Origin of the sequence: Pseudoalteromonas caenipelagi (genome assembly GCF_013140855.1) — a bacterium.
GTDB classification, from domain to species: Bacteria; Pseudomonadota; Gammaproteobacteria; order Enterobacterales; family Alteromonadaceae; genus Pseudoalteromonas; species Pseudoalteromonas caenipelagi.
This window is the reverse complement of sequence record NZ_JABBPG010000001.1, coordinates 741,121-759,249: the sequence shown is the minus strand read 5'-3', so window position 1 is coordinate 759,249 and position 18,129 is coordinate 741,121. Positions and strand designations below refer to the sequence as shown.

Below are 18,129 nucleotides of genomic sequence, written 5' to 3'. Positions count from 1 at the left end.
CGTTATCGAATAGAAGCAAAACAGCAATCTGATGCGCGAGAGTTTCCTCCAAAATCAGTTCCAGCGGCTCTTATTGAGGTATGTACGTCTGATCTTGTATCTTTTTCTTTAGTAGGCAATCCCCCTGCTACTCTTTGAGTTACCTGTTGCGGTAACACTTGGTTATCGTGAGATAGTGTTTTCATGTTTTTTTTATTTAATTTCAACATATTAATTTCCTTCTAGTTAATAATCACTTGCATTGTTACATCGCTTAACACAACAGGAAAACCTGTTACTTTTAACAGCTGGTAATTTTGTTAAAGGAAGCTAGTTTGTTGAGGTTGTTTTTGAGCTGGAAAAGCACCTAGCTGGGTGCCTTCTCTGTTTAAATCAGTGATAAATTGCTTGGCCAACAGTGGGGCATCATAGTTATCAGCGGTATGAAAAAACACATAGGGAGTCTTGCCTTCATCGAGCCAGTGGTTAATTTTTTTCAGCCAAGGGCTGTAAAAAGTACGATTGGCTTGTAAATTAGAACAGCCTACATAGCGTATAACTGGCGAGTTACCTGTTGCTATGACATGTAAGGGTACTTTAGGCTTCTTTTGCTGTGCGTCAATGATTGCGGGAGTCGTAGCCGGTTCACTGAACAGTGGGCGGGTATCCATCATAATGCGGTCGTAATTGTTGGCCATCAAAAATTGATTAAATCGCCGTTCATTATCTGTTTTATCAAAAAAACCCAAATGACGTATCTCGATACCAAGATTTAGCTCTTTGGGTAATAACTGACAAAATTCAACAATTCTAGACAAATACTCCGGTCCGCAGGATTTAGGTAGTTGCAGCATAATCATACCGAGCTTTTCAAAAATTGGCTCAAATAAGTTAAGCCAAGCGCTGAGCGCTTGATGGCAGTTTTGTAGCGCCATTTCATGTGAGAAACGTTTGGGGATCTTAAAGGTAAAACGAAAGTCATCAGGTACATCAGCGCGCCATTTTTCAATCGTGCTGGGCTTGGGATCAGCATAAAAGCTGGTATTACCTTCTACCGAGTTAAAAATATGCGCATATTCACTGAGCATTTTATTGTTTGGGCAATGATTGGTAAAAAAGCGTCCTTTCCAGTGTGCTGAGCTCCACTGTGGGCAGCCAAGGTATAACATATCTATATTTTAGGCGTCTAATTGATGGCGCTAGTGTAATAAAGTTAGCGAAATTTGGAAACTAAATAGAATCAAGGATGACATTGAGACGGGTATTTTTATATAATCGCCGATAATTTTTCATATTAATGCCAGTTACCACTTAGCGTAACTGAGAGACAGGAAGACTATGCGCTCAATATATTGCGGAAACTTAAACAAAAGTCACGTTGGACAAGAAGTAGAACTATGCGGTTGGATCAACAAACGCCGTGATTTAGGTGGCCTAATTTTTATCGATTTGCGCGACCGTGAAGGGTTAGTGCAAGTTGTATTTGACCCTGAAGTTGAAGGGTTGATGGATGTAGCAAATACATTACGTCAAGAATTTTGTGTTCAGGTTAAGGGGACTGTTCGTGCTCGCCCAGAGAGCCAAGTGAATAAAGATATGGCAACCGGTGAAGTGGAAATATTAGGCACTGGTTTGACTATCATCAACCGTGCAGAGCCATTACCACTTGACTTTAACCAGCAAAACTCTGAAGAGCGTCGTCTTAAGTATCGATACCTAGACTTACGTCGTTTAGAGATGAGCGACCGTATTAAGCTTCGTGCTAAAGCCAGTAGCTTTGTACGTCGTTTCTTAGATAGTAACGACTTTTTGGATATTGAAACACCCGTGCTTACCAAAGCAACGCCAGAAGGGGCACGTGACTATTTAGTCCCAAGTCGTGTTCATAAAGGCAGCTTCTACGCGCTTCCGCAGTCGCCGCAGCTATTTAAGCAGTTGCTGATGATGTCGGGTTTTGACCGTTACTACCAAATCGTAAAATGTTTCCGAGACGAAGACTTACGCGCTGACCGCCAGCCTGAATTTACGCAAATCGATATTGAAACTTCATTCATGACCTCTGATCAAGTACGTGCAGTTACTGAGCAGTTAATTCGTGAAATGTGGCAAGAACTACTCAATGTAGATTTAGGTCAGTTCCCAGTTATGGCGTATAGCGAAGCAATGCGTCGTTTTGGGTCAGACAAGCCTGATTTACGTAACCCGATGGAACTTGTTGATGTTGCTGATCTTGTAAAAGACGTAGAGTTTAAAGTTTTAGCTGCGCCTGCAAATGATGAAAAAGGCCGCGTGGCTGTGCTAACAGTGCCAGGTGGTGCGCAGCTTTCTCGTAAGCAAATTGACGAATACACTAAATTTGTTGGGATCTACGGTGCTAAAGGTCTTGCTTGGATGAAGGTAAATGACCGTGATGCGGGCATGGAAGGTGTGCAGTCACCTATCGCTAAATTTTTGAGTGAAGACGTGATTACTGCACTTCTTGAGCGTACCAATGCACAAACGGGCGACATTATTTTGTTTGGCGCAGACAAGCGCAATGTAGTTAATGAAGCAATGGGTGCATTACGTTTGAAAGTAGGTCTTGACCTTGAACTAACAGACTTAAACAAATGGGCGCCGCTTTGGGTGGTTGATTTCCCAATGTTTGAAGAAGATGACGAAGGGATGCTGCATGCAGTTCACCACCCATTCACTGCACCAAAAGACATCACGGCTGCAGAGCTAGAAGCAAACCCTGCAGGGGCTATTTCAGATGCATACGATATGGTTCTAAATGGCTATGAAGTAGGCGGTGGTTCCGTTCGTATTCACAACAATGAAATGCAACAAGCGGCATTTAGAATTTTAGGTATTAATGAGCAAGAGCAACAAGATAAGTTTGGCTTCTTGTTGGATGCATTAAAATACGGTACGCCACCACATGCAGGTCTTGCATTTGGTCTGGACCGTTTAGTGATGTTGCTTTGTGGCACTGATAATATTCGTGATGTGATCGCATTCCCGAAAACAACACAGGCGTCATGTTTAATGACCAACGCGCCAAGTATCGCAAACCCTGATGCGCTTAAAGAGCTAGCTATCAGTGTTGAGCAAGCACAACTCGCGAGTGAGTAACTTTTTAGTTTTAGATAAATTGGCGGCTTCGGCCGCCTTTTTTGTTTTTGCCGTTGCTAAAGCTAGACAATTTGAAGCACTTGAGTACTTAGGGGCTCTACGGCTTAGTATTACACGAGTAAATAAGTAAAACGTAGCTGCAAAGTAGAATACAAAATGAAAAGAAATTTATCCGTTTGTTTGGTGCAAGTTGAAATAGAAAAAGGAAACTTTGTTGCAAATTTAAATGCTCACATAGCAATGGTTAAGCAAGCAAGTGAACTGGGCGCACATTTAGTTGTTTTTCCCGAATTGTCGTTGATTGGATACGAGCTAGACTTACTCCAAAAACTGGCTGTTGACGCAAAGCGTGATAACTTTCTCGCGCTATCAAAAATGGCGATTGAGCAGGGGGTAACAATTATTGCAGGGTGCCCATTGCTGGCAAATGGTAAAACGACCATTGGTGCAGTGATTTGTTTTGCTGATGGTCGAGTTGAATTTTACCACAAGCAGTTTTTACACACAGGTGAAGAGCGTTACTGCACTGCAGGTGTTGATGACTGCGTATTTGAGGTACGAGGTTACAAAATAGGACTGGCGATATGTGCCGATTTTACCAATCCAGTGCATGTAGCCAATGCTGTTGCTGCTGGTGCAGATGCTTATGTGGTTAGCGCATTGATTTCAAAAAGTGGCTTTGCGTAAGACTCAGAGATATTGGCAAACATTGCCAGACGCCATCAACTCCCAGTATTTTTGAGTAATCACATTTCCATAACGGGTGGTTGGTTATCAGCGGGTAATAACAGTGTTTATAATGCTAGTGGTGAATGTGTCATGAGCAGTAGCACTAAAGGTGAGGGTTGCTTTTTATATACAATCGAAGATGAATAACGGCAAATTAGTATAAACCTAAAAGCGATGCAAAGGTGCTATGGTAAAACTTACTGACTTACCCGGGCTGGGCGCTGAATCTGAGCAGATGCTTTTAGATGCAGGCGTAGATTCTGTTGAAATACTCAGACGGATTGGCTCAGTCAGAGCATATTTAAGGTCAAGTGTTGTTGCCGGTGAGCGTTAATATGCTCTATGCATTTGAAGGTGTGCTTCAAAATCGACATTGGCTAGATATTGCAAACAACCAAAAAGTAGCACTCATGATGGCTTTGGAGGAGCACGAAGAAGTAGAAAAACGCTTGTATAGCAACAAACCCGATACTCATAAATGAATTTGCTTTTGAAAGTATTGAGCCGTGGTTTATCCTGATTTATAACTGGTAATTCATACAGTATTTTGGCATTATGCCGTTAGATAAAAAAAAGAGTAGATGCATTGGCTGTTATTTTAGGCATAGACCCTGGATCCCGATTTACAGGTTATGGAGTGATCAACCATCATGGTGCTAAGTTTCAATATCTTGGCAGTGGCTGTATTAAACTCGGCGAACATGACTTTCCAACCCGCTTAAAAATGATTTACCAAGGAGTAAGTCAGTTAATTGAACAGTTTTCTCCAACAAGTTTTGCTATCGAGCAAGTGTTTATGGCGCATAACCCTGATTCAGCTTTAAAGCTAGGGCAAGCGCGTGGTGCAGCAATCGTTGCTGCAACGATGCAAAATGTGGCTGTGAGTGAATACTCAGCACGGCAAGTTAAACAGGCTGTAGTTGGTACGGGCGCTGCGCAAAAATCGCAAGTTCAAGAAATGGTCAAACGTATTTTAAAATTGCCCGGTACACCACAAGCTGATGCGGCAGATGCTTTAGCCATCGCAATATGCCATGCTCACTCAGAACAAAGCTTAATTCGTCTAGCGGGTAGCGCGACGAAAACAGTACGTAGAAGACTAAGATAGGACTTATCATGATTGGAAGACTTAGCGGCATTTTATTAGAAAAACAACCGCCTGAAATATTGCTTGATGTATCGGGTATTGGTTATGAAGTGCAAATGCCTATGACTTGTTTTTATGAATTGCCCAAAGTTGGTGAGCAAGCAGCTGTTTATACTCATTTTGTGGTTCGTGAAGACGCACAATTGCTATTTGGCTTTAATCATAAAAAAGAAAGGGCGTTATTCAGAGAGCTGATTAAAGCAAATGGTGTTGGCCCCAAACTTGGTCTTGCTATTTTGTCAGGCATGTCAGCTGAGCAGTTTATTCAGTGCGTTAATAATGAAGATGCGACCACGTTAGTTAAAATTCCTGGGGTGGGTAAAAAAACAGCTGAACGTTTAGTGCTTGAGATGAAAGATAGACTGAAAAACTTTGCCCATGACTTGCTCACGCCGTTTAGTGATTCAGCTATACTTGAGCCAATGCAAAATCCAACGGTTGAGGATACCCCTGCAGACGACGCGATTGCTGCGTTAGTTGCTTTGGGCTACAAGCTAGCGCAAGCACAAAAAGCAGTAAAGAGTGTGTCACAGCCAAATATGAGTACTGAAGCGTTGATAAAAGAAGCGCTCAAATCAATGATGTAACATTATGATAGAAGCCGATAGATTAATAGAGCCAGAAGTACAGGGTAATGAAGATGTCGTAGACAGAGCGATACGCCCAAAGTTACTGAGTGATTATACTGGCCAGCCACATGTTAAAAAGCAGATGGAGATTTTCATCGAAGCTGCACGCACAAGAGAAGAAGCGTTAGATCATTTGCTTATTTTTGGTCCTCCAGGGCTCGGTAAAACGACATTGGCAAATATTGTTGCCAATGAACTTAAAGTAAATATTAAAACAACGTCAGGACCTGTGCTTGAAAAAGCTGGAGACTTAGCTGCATTGCTTACTAATCTTGAAGAAGGCGATGTATTATTTATCGATGAGATACATAGGCTCAGTCCACAAGTAGAAGAAATACTATATCCTGCGATGGAAGACTATCAGTTAGATATCATGATAGGAGAGGGGCCCGCTGCGCGGTCAATTAAGCTCGATTTACCACCGTTTACATTGATAGGCGCAACGACTCGAGCAGGCTCATTAACATCACCTTTAAGAGACCGGTTTGGGATTGTACAACGCTTGGAGTTTTACTCAGTTGCAGATTTGTCGACGATTATTTCACGCTCAGCATACTACTTAGACCTTACAATCAGCCCAGAAGGAGCCGATGAAGTAGCAAAGCGTTCTCGAGGTACGCCTCGTATAGCAAATCGTTTACTCAGACGCGTGCGTGATTTTGCTCAGGTCAAAGGGGATGGCAAAGTCTCAGCTGAGATAGCTCAGCAGGCGCTAGAAATGGTTGATGTTGATAAATGTGGCTTTGACTATATGGATAGAAAGTATTTGCTCGCGATTATTGAAAAATTCACCGGGGGGCCGGTTGGTTTGGATAACTTAGCTGCGGCTATCGGTGAAGAGCGAGAAACCATAGAAGATGTCATTGAGCCATTTTTAATTCAACAAGGGTTTATCCAACGAACACCCCGAGGCCGTATTGCGTCGAATGCAGCCTATTTACACTTTAATTTAACGCCTCAAGCTTAGGGTCTGTTGACCCTTCATGCTTTGTTTGTGGCTTATGTGTCCCGCATGCTCAGGTAAAGTAGCCAACTCTCAACGCCCGTATAAAAAGTCACGCTCAGCTGCAAAAAATTAGCTCAAATGGTCAATATATCCTCTTATTACGGGGCTTTTCACACTGTTTACAATCGTCGGTTTCATGCTCTTCAGTTAGCGTTAATGCTGCTTGCGTAGACTTGGCGGAAATTTTAGGCAAAAAAAAGCCCGCTAAGATAGCGGGCAAAACAACAAGTTGAAGGAAGTAATCCAGGGAACTGATAAATGAGTTTAGGTTTTATCCCAAGTCCATTTATCAACAGTAATACGACAAATCAGAAATCATATTACTAAAACTGTGCTTTTGCATGACCCATGCTGCTTGCTCAGTACAGGGTGTATATTAAATGTGTTTAGACATTCTATCAAACTAGAAAAATTTAATTTTCAAATTAAAAAAACTAATATCAAGAAAATGATGTTATTTCTCATCTGCTGAAATAATGTACTTGATGATGTTGTAACTTGTTGTTTTTAAGTTGCTTGTATTATTTTTGTTCTTTTTGTGAGTATTAGTTTATTTGTTGTTAATTGGTCTTACCAATAAGGTTATGCGAGTTTATTCGTGATTTATGCATAAAGACGTAGATTTATGCAGTTACTAATAATAAATACGCATCATAAAAAGTGCAGGAAATATAAAACCCCATCCTTTTGCATTAAAAATAGGCATGGCTTTAGTGGTTTGTTATATTTTTGCGTACTTTGTCGCCAAATAGCTGTATTTCATGGTAATGAGATTGTAAGCACAGGCATGTGTGAGTAAACTAACTGAATCTTTATAGCCGCTTACAGTCAATAGAGTGATTTTGTGGTTTAAAAGCCAAGATACAATCGTTAGGAGTAGAATAAAGTGGAATCGGGACTCAATTTTATTGATCTTATTTTAAAAGCAAGTTTGTTGGTGCAACTTGTGATGCTAACACTGGTTGGGATGTCGATTGCCTCTTGGGCCATTATTTTTCAACGCAAAGGAATTATTCGTAAAGCCGTCAATGAAGCAAAGGAATTTGAGAAAAGGTTTTGGTCGGGAATAGACCTTAGTAAGCTCTACGGTGAAGTAACTAGTAAAGTTACGCCAGCTGCTGGCTTAGAAGCTTTGTTTATTGCTGGATTCAAAGAGTTTGCGCGCCATAAAAAAAGTAACTCTCCTTCTGCTGGCATGGTTATTGAGGGCACCCACCGTTCAATGCGGGTAGCGTTATCAAGAGAAGTTGAAAAACTAGAATCTGGTTTATCTTTCTTGGCAACAGTAGGATCGATCAGCCCTTATATCGGGTTGTTTGGTACTGTGTGGGGGATAATGAACGCATTTATCGCACTTGGCGAGGTGAAACAGGCAACTTTGCAAATGGTAGCACCAGGTATAGCGGAAGCTTTGATTGCAACTGCAATGGGCCTATTCGCTGCGATACCTGCCGTTATTGCCTACAACCGCTTTGCGAAAAATGTAGAAGTTGCAGAGACTCAGTACGTTAATTTTATGGAAGAGTTTTCTAATATCCTGCACCGCCAAGCTACAAACTCAGTCGAGGCAAAGTAACATGTATGTGCGGAAAAAACGTCGCCAAGTAGCTGAAATAAACGTTGTACCATATATAGATGTCATGTTGGTGCTGCTGATTATTTTTATGGCCACAGCACCTTTGATCACGCATGGTGTAAAAGTTGACTTGCCACAAATGCAGGAGTCTGACTTGGTTGAAACCAAAGATGCTCCGCCGATTATTGCGAGTATAGACGCTGAAGGTCGTTACTATGTGAGTGTAGGGACAGATCCTGAAGCGCCCATGGATGCAGTTGAAGTGGCCGCAATCATAAAACTGAAATTACAACAAAATCCGGATACGCCGGTCATGATTAAAGGTTCAGGGAAAGTGTCGTATCAAGAAGTGCTGTTGCTTATGGACTTTTTGAAAAATGCGGGTGTGCCATCGGTTGGCTTAATGACGAAATCGTTTGAGGAATAGCCATGGACTCGTTACAAAGTGGGTTATTGAAATCTTTTCTTTTGCACTTAGCGATTGCCGGTTTTTTGTTTGCTAGCGCGACATTTGAAACGCCAACACCTACTGTGATGGAGGTGACACTGAATGCGCCACAAAGCGAACCATCAGAGAATATCGTGTCGGCGATTTCAGTAGACCAAAATGCTGTTGAAAAGAAAATAGCAGAGCTGAAACAAAAAGAAGATGCACAAAAAAAGGCTGAAGAGAAACGTATACGTGATCTAGAACGCCGTGCTGTACAAGCAAGAAAAGAGCGAGAAGCTGAAGCGCGCAGGATCAAAAAACTTGAGCAGCAACGTCTTGCAAAAGAAGAAGAGAAACGCAAAGCAGAAGCGCAAGCTAGAAAAGCCCGCGCGATAGAGAAGAAGCAACGCGAGCAAGCGCAAAAGGCGCAGCAAGAAACATTAGCAGCTGAAAAAGCGGCGAAAGCAGCAGCGCAAAAGCGCAAAGCAGAAGAAGATGCTCTGCGAAAAGCGGAAGAGGCAAGAAAACGTCGTGAGGCTGAAGAAAAGCGCAAGGCGCAAGAGGCTGAAAGAGCACGTCAAAAAGCACTAGAAGAAAAAATGTTGCAAGAACAACTGGCAAAAGAGCAAGCTGCTCGAGCTAGAATTCGTCAGCAACAAGTATTGACAGAAGTAGAGAAGTATCAGGCTTTGATCACACAACGTATTCAACAAAACCTGCTAACGGATGAAAAAATGCGTGGCAAAGAATGCCGTGTGAATATTCGATTAGCATTTAATGGTCTGGTTACCAGTGTTACTTCTTTAGGGGGCGATAAGATAGTCTGTGACGCTGCGCTTAGAGCAGTACGGATGGCGGATACGTTGCCAGTGTCAAAAGAGAAAGACGTGTTTGAACAGCTTAAAAATATTAATCTAACAATTAAACCTAATTTATAAAGGAAGCTCATGTTTAACCGATTGAAAACCTTGTTAATCATAGTTGCTTTTGGCTTGCAAGGTGTTGCCAACGCAGCGCTTGAAATTGTCATTACAGAGGGCATCGACAGTGCACGCCCAATAGCCATAGTACCGTTTAACTATAATGGTGTTGGCCAAGTGCCATCGCAGTTAAGTGAGGTGATTGCCGCTGATTTAATGCGTAGCGGTAAATTCAAGCCACTTGATTTGGCAGATATGCCACAAATGCCTACCAACGATGAAGATGTTGATTACAATGCATGGGTTAATAAAGGTGTAGAAGCAATTGTGGTTGGTTCTATCGAACAGCAGCCTGGTGGTCGCTACCTAGTAAAGTATGAGTTGATTGATGTTATCCGTGCGCAAATAACGGGTGGTGAAACCCGTATGATGAGCAATGGTCAACTTATGAAAAGTCAGGATCATATAAAAGAAGCAAGGCAAAGCATCATCACTAGTGATGGTTTTAGGCGCTATGCGCATCAAATCAGTGATGTAGTGTATCAAGCATTGACCGGTGAGCGCGGCGCATTCCGTACCAAGATAGCTTACGTGATTGTGCGTGACGGCGAAGAAAAACCATATCAATTGGTAGTGGCTGACTATGATGGTTATAACGAGCAAGTGCTGCTGCGTTCAAAAGAGCCATTGATGTCACCCGCTTGGTCACCCGATGGCAATAAACTTGCGTATGTGACTTTTGAAAACCGCCAATCACAGATCATTCTTCAAGACTTATACACGGGTAAACGCGAGATTTTAACTAGCTTTCCTGGCATTAATGGTGCGCCACAATTTTCACCTGACGGTACAAAGTTATTGATTGTACTTTCTAAAGATGCCGGTGGTGCAACAGAAGTCTACGTAATGGACCTAAAAACAAAACAAACAAGACGTTTGACTAAGCACCGTAGCATAGATACTGAACCATCATGGCACCCAAATGGGAAAGAAATTGTCTATACGTCTGAAAGGGGTGGTAATGCCCAGATATATAAGTTAAATTTAGAGTCAGGTAGGTCAAAACGTATTACTTTTGACGGTGATATGAATCTAGCAGGCTCCATAACACCAGACGGACAACAGCTGGTTATGGTAAACAGAACGCTAGGTAAGTATCACATCGCTAAAAAAGAATTAGGATCAGGGCTGTTTCAAGTATTGACGAGAACGCGTTTAGACGAATCTCCCAGTATTGCACCAAATGGCTCTATGATTATTTATAGTACGCTACACAATAATAAGCAGGTTTTAGCTTTAGTGTCTATGGATGGTCGATTTAAAGCGCGGCTTCCCGTTTCAGATGGGCAAGTGAAGGCTCCGGCCTGGTCGCCATTTTTATAACAACTTTGCTGGTTTGAATTTTACAAATAGGAATATACTCGATGCAACTTAACAAAACTTTAAAAGCGCTATTGGTGGCTCTACCAGTAATGACGCTAGCGGCATGTAGCTCTTCTTCAAGTGTTGACGAAGGTGCTGCAAATGAAAGCAATCAAGCTGCCAATAACGATGCAAACAATCAAGTAGACGTTAACACTATTTCTCGTGAAAAATCAGCAGAAGAAAAGTTGCGCGAAAAATACGAAGCATTGCGTCAAGAGCAAATTGTGTACTTTGACTTTGATAAATCAACTATTCAGAGCAAGTATGCAGAATTACTGCAAGCACACGCTGACTTCTTAGTTAAAAACCCAAGTGTAAAAGTACTTGTAGAAGGCCACGCAGATGAGCGCGGTACGCCTGAGTACAACATTGCACTAGGCGAGAGCCGTGGTAAGGCAGTATCTAAGTACCTACAAAGCTTAGGTGTGTCGCAAAGCCAAATTTCTGTAGTGAGCTATGGTGAAGAGAAGCCAATGATCAAATCACGCACAGAAGAAGCATTTGCTAAAAACCGTCGCGCGGTGCTTGTATACTAATTTAGTAAAGAGAGATTATGAAGCCGAATACTATTTTGGCAGCTCTGATGTTACTAAGCGGGAGCACCCAAGTTTGGGCTGCTCCCGCTCCTGTTTCTGAGGCTGCAAACAACCCAACTCCAGGTTCTATTGAGCAACGTATTGCGCAATTAGAGCGAATGATGAAAACTCGCAATCTACTACAAATTGAACTGCAACAGCAGCTTAATTTGCTTCAGGACGAAGTGAGTCAAGTACGTGGCGTCACTGAGGAGCAAAGCTATAAACTTGAAAAAGTATTGCAACGCCAGCGAGAGTTGTATCAAGAGATTGAAAACCGAGTTTCAAAAGTATACGACCAAAGCAATACTGCTTCAGCTACAGCAGTTAACCCTGCTGATGCGTCGCAAGCTCTTAGTAACGATCTATCAGAAAATGAAGCCTATGACCGTGCTGTTGCCTTGATAATGCAAGACAAACGCTATGACGCAGCAATCCCTGAATTTCAGAGCTTTTTAACCACATTCCCTAATTCAGTGTATATTCCTAATGCACATTATTGGTTGGGGCAGTTATTATCTATTAAAAATGATGATAATAATGCATTAGTGCATTTTAAAAAGGTCGTTGAGCAATTTCCTGATTCTAATAAGCGCCCAGATGCTATGTTAAAGCTAGGTGCTTTGTATGAGAAGCTGGAAAAAACAGATCTTGCAAAGCAAATTCTGAATACTTTGATATCTGAATACCCAAGTACAACTGCTGCTAAATTAGCCACAGAACGTCTTGCAAAGATATAAATGGCATGAATTTTTACCACAATGGTTTAAAATTAGGCGCTTAGACATAAAAACTGAAAAAAACTACGTATTTCAGTTGCACTCATTTTTTAAATAAGTATTATAAGCGCCCGCAGCAGGCGATTGGTTCAAATCAAAATGCTGCACTAAGTGGGTCATTAGCTCAGTTGGTAGAGCAGTGGACTTTTAATCCATTGGTCGATGGTTCAAGTCCATCATGACCCACCACTTAATTTGTAAATGTTATCCGAGCGGGTCATTAGCTCAGTTGGTAGAGCAGTGGACTTTTAATCCATTGGTCGATGGTTCAAGTCCATCATGACCCACCATTTACATATTTGCATTGAGCGGGTCATTAGCTCAGTTGGTAGAGCAGTGGACTTTTAATCCATTGGTCGATGGTTCAAGTCCATCATGACCCACCAGCAATGCAAAAATTCAGGATAACGTGAGCGGGTCATTAGCTCAGTTGGTAGAGCAGTGGACTTTTAATCCATTGGTCGATGGTTCAAGTCCATCATGACCCACCATTTACAAATCAGTTTTGAATATCGAGCGGGTCATTAGCTCAGTTGGTAGAGCAGTGGACTTTTAATCCATTGGTCGATGGTTCAAGTCCATCATGACCCACCATTCAGAACACCCCATTGATATAGAGCGGGTCATTAGCTCAGTTGGGTGAGCAACAAACGAAACGCAGTTTCGCAGTGTTGAGAACGCGAGTCAGGAAGACGAGCCGGTCCTAATCTTCAGGATGAATTAGTGGCACTTTTACTCAGAGCGGGTCATTAGCTCAGTTGGTAGAGCAGTGGACTTTTAATCCATTGGTCGATGGTTCAAGTCCATCATGACCCACCATTTCCCATAATATCAATACTCAGAGCGGGTCATTAGCTCAGTTGGGTGAGCAACAAACGAAACGCAGTTTCGCAGTGTTGAGAACGCGAGTCAGGAAGACGAGCCGGTCCCAAGCTTCAGGATGAATTAGTGGCACTTTTACTCAGAGCGGGTCATTAGCTCAGTTGGTAGAGCAGTGGACTTTTAATCCATTGGTCGATGGTTCAAGTCCATCATGACCCACCACTTCATACATAGTTTCTTTTATCTTTCATTTTAATTTCTTTAGCGTGTCATTTAATCTGTGTTTGACTAGGATTATTGCGCTCATTTACGTATAATTCGCCCTAATTATGCAATGTGACTACAGTGGTCGAGAAATGAGTTTAGCTGAACAAATCATGCCAGAGGATTATATTTTTCCTCCCAAGCCTACGCCATTATCAGATGACGAAAAATCTGCTTATAAAGCGCGTATCAAATCATTGTTAAAAGAAAAAAATGCGGTATTAGTCGCGCACTACTACACAGACCCTGAAATCCAAGCTTTGGCGGAAGAGACGGGTGGGTGCGTTGCCGACTCACTAGAAATGGCGCGCTTTGGCGCTAAGCACGATGCAGATGTTATTGTGGTAGCTGGTGTGCGCTTTATGGGTGAGACCGCTAAAATCCTTACCCCTAATAAAACCGTGGTTATGCCAACGCTAGCGGCTACATGTTCACTGGATGTGGGCTGTCCAATTGACGAGTTTTCTGCATTTTGTGATCAACACCCAGATAGAAAGGTGGTCGTGTATGCGAACACTTCAACAGCGGTAAAAGCGCGAGCAGATTGGATAGTTACGTCATCATGTGCACTAGAGATAGTTGATCACCTTGATGAACAAGGGGAGAAGATCATCTGGGGTCCGGATAAACATCTTGGCTCTTACATCCAAAAGAAAACGGGTGCAGATATGATCATGTGGAACGGTGCGTGTATCGTTCATGATGAGTTTAAAACAAAAGCTTTGAAAGATATGAAGGCGCTTCATCCAGATGCGGCTGTTTTGGTACATCCAGAATCACCTGCCGAGATAGTCGATTTGGCTGATGCAGTTGGTTCAACAAGCCAATTGATAAAAGCGGCACAAACAATGAATAATAAAAAGTTCATTGTTGCAACTGATAGAGGTATTTTTTACAAAATGCAGCAGTTGTGTCCTGATAAAGAGTTTTTTGAAGCGCCAACGGCAGGTGAAGGCGCGACGTGTAAAAGTTGTGCGCATTGTCCGTGGATGGCAATGAATGGCTTAAAAGCGATTGAAGAAGCACTAGTAGACCCGCAAGGTAAAGAAGTATTTGTTGATATGAATTTACGTGAAGGGGCATTGCGTTCATTAAATCGTATGTTGGATTTTTCAGCAAGTCTGCAAAAGTAATGCTCGATAGTTGAGCAACTGATTGATATATCCGAAAAACTACTTGCTAAAGTGCATTGCTTTTCATAGTATTAGCCCCGCACTTTAGGTGTAACGGAGAGGTGGCTGAGTGGCTGAAGGCGCACGACTGGAACTCGTGTATAGGCTAACCCCTATCGAGGGTTCGAATCCCTCCCTCTCCGCCATGTTGCTTTTTAAATGGGCACAACAAAAAAAGCGCTTTTACGGCGCTTTTTTTGTCTCTGAAATTCAAGAAAGGCAGTGTGTTATTCTAACTGTCATTTAATTCTACAAATTGCTCAAACATTAATGTCCACTGCTATTATTGTAAAACGTGTCCAAGTAGTTGTTCACTGAGCTTCACAAGTGCTTGCTCATCGCTACTAGTACTGGCATAAGTTCTTAGTCCATAAATACCCATAACTAAAAACTGTGCTCTTTCTTTCGCACTTGGTGTAGCGCTAATTTCACCGCAGTGCTGAGCTTTGCTTAATACACTCTGTAGTGCTTGTTCAAATGCGCAAAGGTTATTTGAGAGAACTTGAGTCACTTCATCATCTTGGCCATCCACTTCTGACAGTGTACGAGTAAGCAGACATACCTTGGTAGCTTCATTACTGGCACATGGCTGGACAATGTCCTGCAAAAATATTTCCAGCGCAGAGCGAACGCTTTTATGCTGTGCAAACAGTTGCTCAAATTGCTCATTTTTATCTTGTTGATATTGCTCAACAGATGCTAATAGCAAACCTTTTTTATTTTTAAATGCGCAATAAATAGAGCCAGGGTGCAACCCCGTAGCTTCTGTTAATTTTTGCATGCTGGTTTTACTGTAGCCATATTGCATAAACGTGCGCATAGCTTGGCGTAAAACATATTCTTTATCGAATTCTGCGCTTCTCATATAGGGAGTTATCTTGATTGGTTGAAAAAATTCTACCCTAATTTGATTGTTTATTCAAAAATAGTTCTTGAACGTTTATTCAAGTATGTGTATCTTGAACGAATATTCAAAATGAACAAAATAAAATTACCTTGGCGAGGAAATATGACTTCAACATTATTTGAGCAATTCAAACTCAACGACACGCTCACTCTAAACAACCGCATTTTGATGGCTCCTTTGACTCGTTGCATGGCCGACGATAATTTAGTGCCAACAGAAGCAATGGCAGCCTACTACGCACGCAGAGCTGATTCGGGCTTGATCATCAGTGAGGCGACAATTATTCGTCCAGATGCCCAAGGTTACCCAAATACACCTGGACTATTCACTCAAGCGCAAATCGACGGGTGGAAAAACGTGACTCGTGCAGTGCATAACGCAGGAGGTAAGATCTTTGCCCAGCTATGGCATGTGGGTCGTGTAGCACATCCTTATTTTTTTGGTGAAGGGGATGTGTTAGCTCCATCGGCTATTGGTGTTGAAGGTACGGTTCCGAGAATGAGAGATTTAAGCTATCAAACACCTAAAGCTGCAACAACTGCTGAAATTAAGCAGTTAGTCGCTGATTATGCTCAGGCTGCAAAAAATGCGATTGAAGCGGGTTTTGATGGCGTTGAACTCCATGGTGCAAATGGTTATCTAATAGACCAATTTTTACATTACTCTTCAAATCAGCGTACGGATGAGTACGGCGAAACGCCTGAAAACATGTCCCGCTTTGCGCTTGAAGTTGTTGCAGCAGTTTCAGATGCAATTGGTGCGCAAAAGGTGGGCTTGCGTTTATCTCCGGGGGCATACTTTAATATGGAGCCGGATCACAGAGATAAAGCAGTATTCGACTATCTACTTGCTAAGTTGAATGCACGAGAGCTGGCATTTGTGCATGTGGGTATTTTTGACGATAACATGCAATTTGAGCATTTGGGCGGACGTGTTTCTGATTACATGCGTGCGCGCTACAATGGCACTTTGGTTGGTGTTGGGGGCTTTACACCACAAACGGCTTCACAGGCGTTGGATAACAAGCGATTTGACCTAGTTGCCATCGGCAGACCATTTATTGCTAACCCAGACTATGTTAATAAAGTAAAAAACCAGCAGCCGTTAACACAATACAATGAAGAAATGCTAGCCCAGCTAGTATAGTTTACGCCACCGCGCTGAAAATTTTTCAGCGTTTTGTCACTTCAATGTGCAGGTAACCTGCTAGAGTGAACTACAAGGGCCTGTTGAACTTTGATGTTTAATTCTGTTCCCCGAAGGGCAGCGCTTGATTGCCACTTTGTTGCTCCACATGGAAGTGGGGTAAGGTGACTTTACAGGAGTAAAAAGTCTTTATCACCAGACTCGCTTAAAATAAATATGCTGGCTCTGTCTTATATAAATACTAATCCAACTGCTGCAAAAACAAACTTGAAAGAAAAACAGGCCCAAATTATCAATCCTCAACAAGCTTAAAAATTCTGTCTATAATAATTAAATAATGTTGTTTTATAGCTAAATACTGACAACTCAATTTAGGTGCTGTTTTAACACTTTAATTTTTTTAGGGTAGGTTATGCAAGAAGAGCTACTTCACTCTGTTGTAAAACTCACAAAAACGCGAGATGTTGATTCACTCGAATCAAGTTTACTATCCACCATTCATGAATTTATTGGTTGTCAGGAAGTATCAATCTACAAATCTATCTCATTAAAGGACGCTGCGGATGTTGAATGTTGTCTAAGCTTACAGGTAATAGAGGGAAAACGTTATCGGTGGAGTCAATCTGAAAAGGTACAAAGCCCAAGTTCGGAATTATTATCTTGTTTGAACTCAGCATGTATTATCGCTGTTCAAAGCAACGATGGGATAGAAAGAAGATGGGTGCCAATTACATTAGCAGATAAGCCTATCGGGGCTATTGCAATTGTTAGTAAAGGGCTTGGCAGCTCAGAGCAAGTGCTGCTCAATGCATTTTGTTGTATCTACGAAAACTACCTGACTATTTTGCATGAAAATGAAAGGGATAAGCTAACAGGGCTGTTAAATCGACAGACTTTTGATAAAAAACTCAAACAATTAATCGAAAAGCAAGTTCTTAAGCATTACAAAACAACTAAGTCACAGCAAGATAGAGAAACTCATAGAGAAACAGTATCTTGGCTTGCTATGCTGGATATTGACCATTTTAAACGGGTAAATGACAACTATGGTCATGTGTGCGGCGATGAGGTGTTGCTTATTTTGGCTCAGGTAATGGATGGATTCTTTAGAGCTACAGACTTACTATTTCGCTTTGGTGGCGAGGAGTTTGTTTTGGTATTTGAACCTGCCACCCGTGAAGAAATAGAGTCCTTGTTATACAAGTTTGTGGAGCTTGTTCGTATTACCAAATTCCCCTTTGTTAATAAGCTGACCGTAAGTATTGGTGTAGCAAAGGTAGGGCCTTATGATTTTCCCATCCATGTGTTAGAAAGCGCTGACAAGGCGCTTTATTTTGCAAAAGAAAATGGCAGGGATCAGCTTTGCTTTTATGACCAAATGGAGCCACCACAGACGCCATCACGAGATGAAGATGGGGATATAGATCTGTTTTGAATCTATCTTATGATACGCAAATATCTTACACTGCCCACAGCATATAAAACTTAAAAATCAGCTAGATTCTCAGG

19 protein-coding genes and 8 tRNA genes are annotated in these 18,129 nt (G+C 41.9%); 24 read left to right on the top strand and 3 right to left on the bottom strand.

The window, feature by feature from the left end:
* Window positions 1–2: 2 nt before the first annotated feature.
* Complete coding sequence (locus tag HG263_RS03295; protein ID WP_171624633.1) at window positions 3–209, bottom strand: hypothetical protein; 207 nt, start codon at window positions 207–209, stop codon at window positions 3–5.
* 90 nt (window positions 210–299) lie between these two features.
* A complete protein-coding gene (locus tag HG263_RS03290; protein WP_171624632.1) occupies window positions 300–1,148 on the bottom strand; it encodes a DUF72 domain-containing protein in 849 nt (282 codons plus the stop codon).
* A 169-nt stretch (window positions 1,149–1,317) separates the two neighbouring features.
* Between HG263_RS03290 and aspS the strand changes: the two genes are divergently transcribed.
* The 22 genes from aspS (at window position 1,318) to HG263_RS03180 (ending at window position 14,713) form a co-directional block, all read left to right on the top strand.
* Window positions 1,318–3,093 (top strand): aspartate--tRNA ligase, encoded by a 1,776-nt coding sequence (gene aspS, locus HG263_RS03285; RefSeq protein ID WP_171624631.1) that lies wholly within the window; start codon window positions 1,318–1,320, stop codon window positions 3,091–3,093.
* 156 nt (window positions 3,094–3,249) lie between these two features.
* Complete coding sequence (locus HG263_RS03280) at window positions 3,250–3,780, top strand: carbon-nitrogen hydrolase family protein (protein ID WP_216628335.1); 531 nt, start codon at window positions 3,250–3,252, stop codon at window positions 3,778–3,780.
* 229 nt (window positions 3,781–4,009) lie between these two features.
* Window positions 4,010–4,156 (top strand): TfoX/Sxy family DNA transformation protein, encoded by a 147-nt coding sequence (locus HG263_RS22550; protein WP_171624630.1) that lies wholly within the window; start codon window positions 4,010–4,012, stop codon window positions 4,154–4,156.
* A gap of 1 nt (window position 4,157) precedes the next feature.
* The gene (locus HG263_RS22545; protein ID WP_171624629.1) at window positions 4,158–4,304 is read left to right on the top strand and encodes a helix-hairpin-helix domain-containing protein; all 147 of its coding nucleotides are present in this window, start codon (window positions 4,158–4,160) and stop codon (window positions 4,302–4,304) included.
* Window positions 4,305–4,408: 104 nt separating this feature from the next.
* Window positions 4,409–4,930 carry a crossover junction endodeoxyribonuclease RuvC gene (ruvC, locus tag HG263_RS03265; protein WP_171624628.1) on the top strand — a complete coding sequence of 174 codons (522 nt, stop codon included), beginning with the start codon at window positions 4,409–4,411 and terminating at the stop codon, window positions 4,928–4,930.
* Between the two features lie 8 nt (window positions 4,931–4,938).
* Complete coding sequence (gene ruvA, locus HG263_RS03260) at window positions 4,939–5,556, top strand: Holliday junction branch migration protein RuvA (protein WP_171624627.1); 618 nt, start codon at window positions 4,939–4,941, stop codon at window positions 5,554–5,556.
* Window positions 5,557–5,560: 4 nt separating this feature from the next.
* Window positions 5,561–6,565, top strand: coding sequence for a Holliday junction branch migration DNA helicase RuvB (ruvB, locus tag HG263_RS03255; protein ID WP_171624626.1), 1,005 nt, complete (start codon window positions 5,561–5,563; stop codon window positions 6,563–6,565).
* A gap of 925 nt (window positions 6,566–7,490) precedes the next feature.
* Window positions 7,491–8,180, top strand: a complete 690-nt coding sequence (gene tolQ / locus HG263_RS03250) for a protein TolQ (protein WP_171624625.1) — start codon at window positions 7,491–7,493, stop codon at window positions 8,178–8,180.
* Between the two features lies 1 nt (window position 8,181).
* The gene (tolR, locus tag HG263_RS03245; protein WP_171624624.1) at window positions 8,182–8,607 is read left to right on the top strand and encodes a protein TolR; all 426 of its coding nucleotides are present in this window, start codon (window positions 8,182–8,184) and stop codon (window positions 8,605–8,607) included.
* A 2-nt stretch (window positions 8,608–8,609) separates the two neighbouring features.
* Window positions 8,610–9,548 carry a cell envelope integrity protein TolA gene (gene tolA / locus HG263_RS03240; RefSeq protein ID WP_171624623.1) on the top strand — a complete coding sequence of 313 codons (939 nt, stop codon included), beginning with the start codon at window positions 8,610–8,612 and terminating at the stop codon, window positions 9,546–9,548.
* Between the two features lie 9 nt (window positions 9,549–9,557).
* Window positions 9,558–10,913, top strand: coding sequence for a Tol-Pal system beta propeller repeat protein TolB (tolB, locus tag HG263_RS03235; protein ID WP_171624622.1), 1,356 nt, complete (start codon window positions 9,558–9,560; stop codon window positions 10,911–10,913).
* 41 nt (window positions 10,914–10,954) lie between these two features.
* On the top strand, window positions 10,955–11,491 hold the full coding sequence (pal, locus tag HG263_RS03230; RefSeq protein WP_171624621.1) for a peptidoglycan-associated lipoprotein Pal: 537 nt from the start codon (window positions 10,955–10,957) through the stop codon (window positions 11,489–11,491).
* Between the two features lie 17 nt (window positions 11,492–11,508).
* Window positions 11,509–12,270: a tol-pal system protein YbgF gene (gene ybgF / locus HG263_RS03225; protein ID WP_171624620.1), complete on the top strand. Its 762-nt coding sequence runs from the start codon at window positions 11,509–11,511 to the stop codon at window positions 12,268–12,270.
* Between the two features lie 152 nt (window positions 12,271–12,422).
* A tRNA-Lys gene (locus HG263_RS03220) sits at window positions 12,423–12,498 on the top strand.
* Between the two features lie 25 nt (window positions 12,499–12,523).
* Window positions 12,524–12,599 (top strand) — tRNA-Lys (locus HG263_RS03215).
* Between the two features lie 20 nt (window positions 12,600–12,619).
* Window positions 12,620–12,695 (top strand) — tRNA-Lys (locus HG263_RS03210).
* A gap of 29 nt (window positions 12,696–12,724) precedes the next feature.
* Window positions 12,725–12,800: transfer RNA gene (locus HG263_RS03205), tRNA-Lys, on the top strand.
* Window positions 12,801–12,827: 27 nt separating this feature from the next.
* Window positions 12,828–12,903: transfer RNA gene (locus tag HG263_RS03200), tRNA-Lys, on the top strand.
* A 149-nt stretch (window positions 12,904–13,052) separates the two neighbouring features.
* Window positions 13,053–13,128: transfer RNA gene (locus tag HG263_RS03195), tRNA-Lys, on the top strand.
* A 149-nt stretch (window positions 13,129–13,277) separates the two neighbouring features.
* Window positions 13,278–13,353 (top strand) — tRNA-Lys (locus HG263_RS03190).
* 134 nt (window positions 13,354–13,487) lie between these two features.
* Window positions 13,488–14,528, top strand: a complete 1,041-nt coding sequence (gene nadA, locus HG263_RS03185) for a quinolinate synthase NadA (RefSeq protein ID WP_171624619.1) — start codon at window positions 13,488–13,490, stop codon at window positions 14,526–14,528.
* A 95-nt stretch (window positions 14,529–14,623) separates the two neighbouring features.
* Window positions 14,624–14,713 (top strand) — tRNA-Ser (locus HG263_RS03180).
* Between the two features lie 137 nt (window positions 14,714–14,850).
* Here the strand turns inward: HG263_RS03180 and HG263_RS03175 are convergent.
* Complete coding sequence (locus HG263_RS03175) at window positions 14,851–15,432, bottom strand: TetR/AcrR family transcriptional regulator (RefSeq protein WP_171624618.1); 582 nt, start codon at window positions 15,430–15,432, stop codon at window positions 14,851–14,853.
* Between the two features lie 144 nt (window positions 15,433–15,576).
* Between HG263_RS03175 and HG263_RS03170 the strand changes: the two genes are divergently transcribed.
* Together HG263_RS03170 and HG263_RS03165 are read left to right on the top strand one after the other, a co-directional pair.
* On the top strand, window positions 15,577–16,620 hold the full coding sequence (locus HG263_RS03170) for an alkene reductase (protein WP_171624617.1): 1,044 nt from the start codon (window positions 15,577–15,579) through the stop codon (window positions 16,618–16,620).
* Window positions 16,621–17,032: 412 nt separating this feature from the next.
* Window positions 17,033–18,055: a GGDEF domain-containing protein gene (locus tag HG263_RS03165; RefSeq protein ID WP_171624616.1), complete on the top strand. Its 1,023-nt coding sequence runs from the start codon at window positions 17,033–17,035 to the stop codon at window positions 18,053–18,055.
* Window positions 18,056–18,129: the final 74 nt, after the last annotated feature.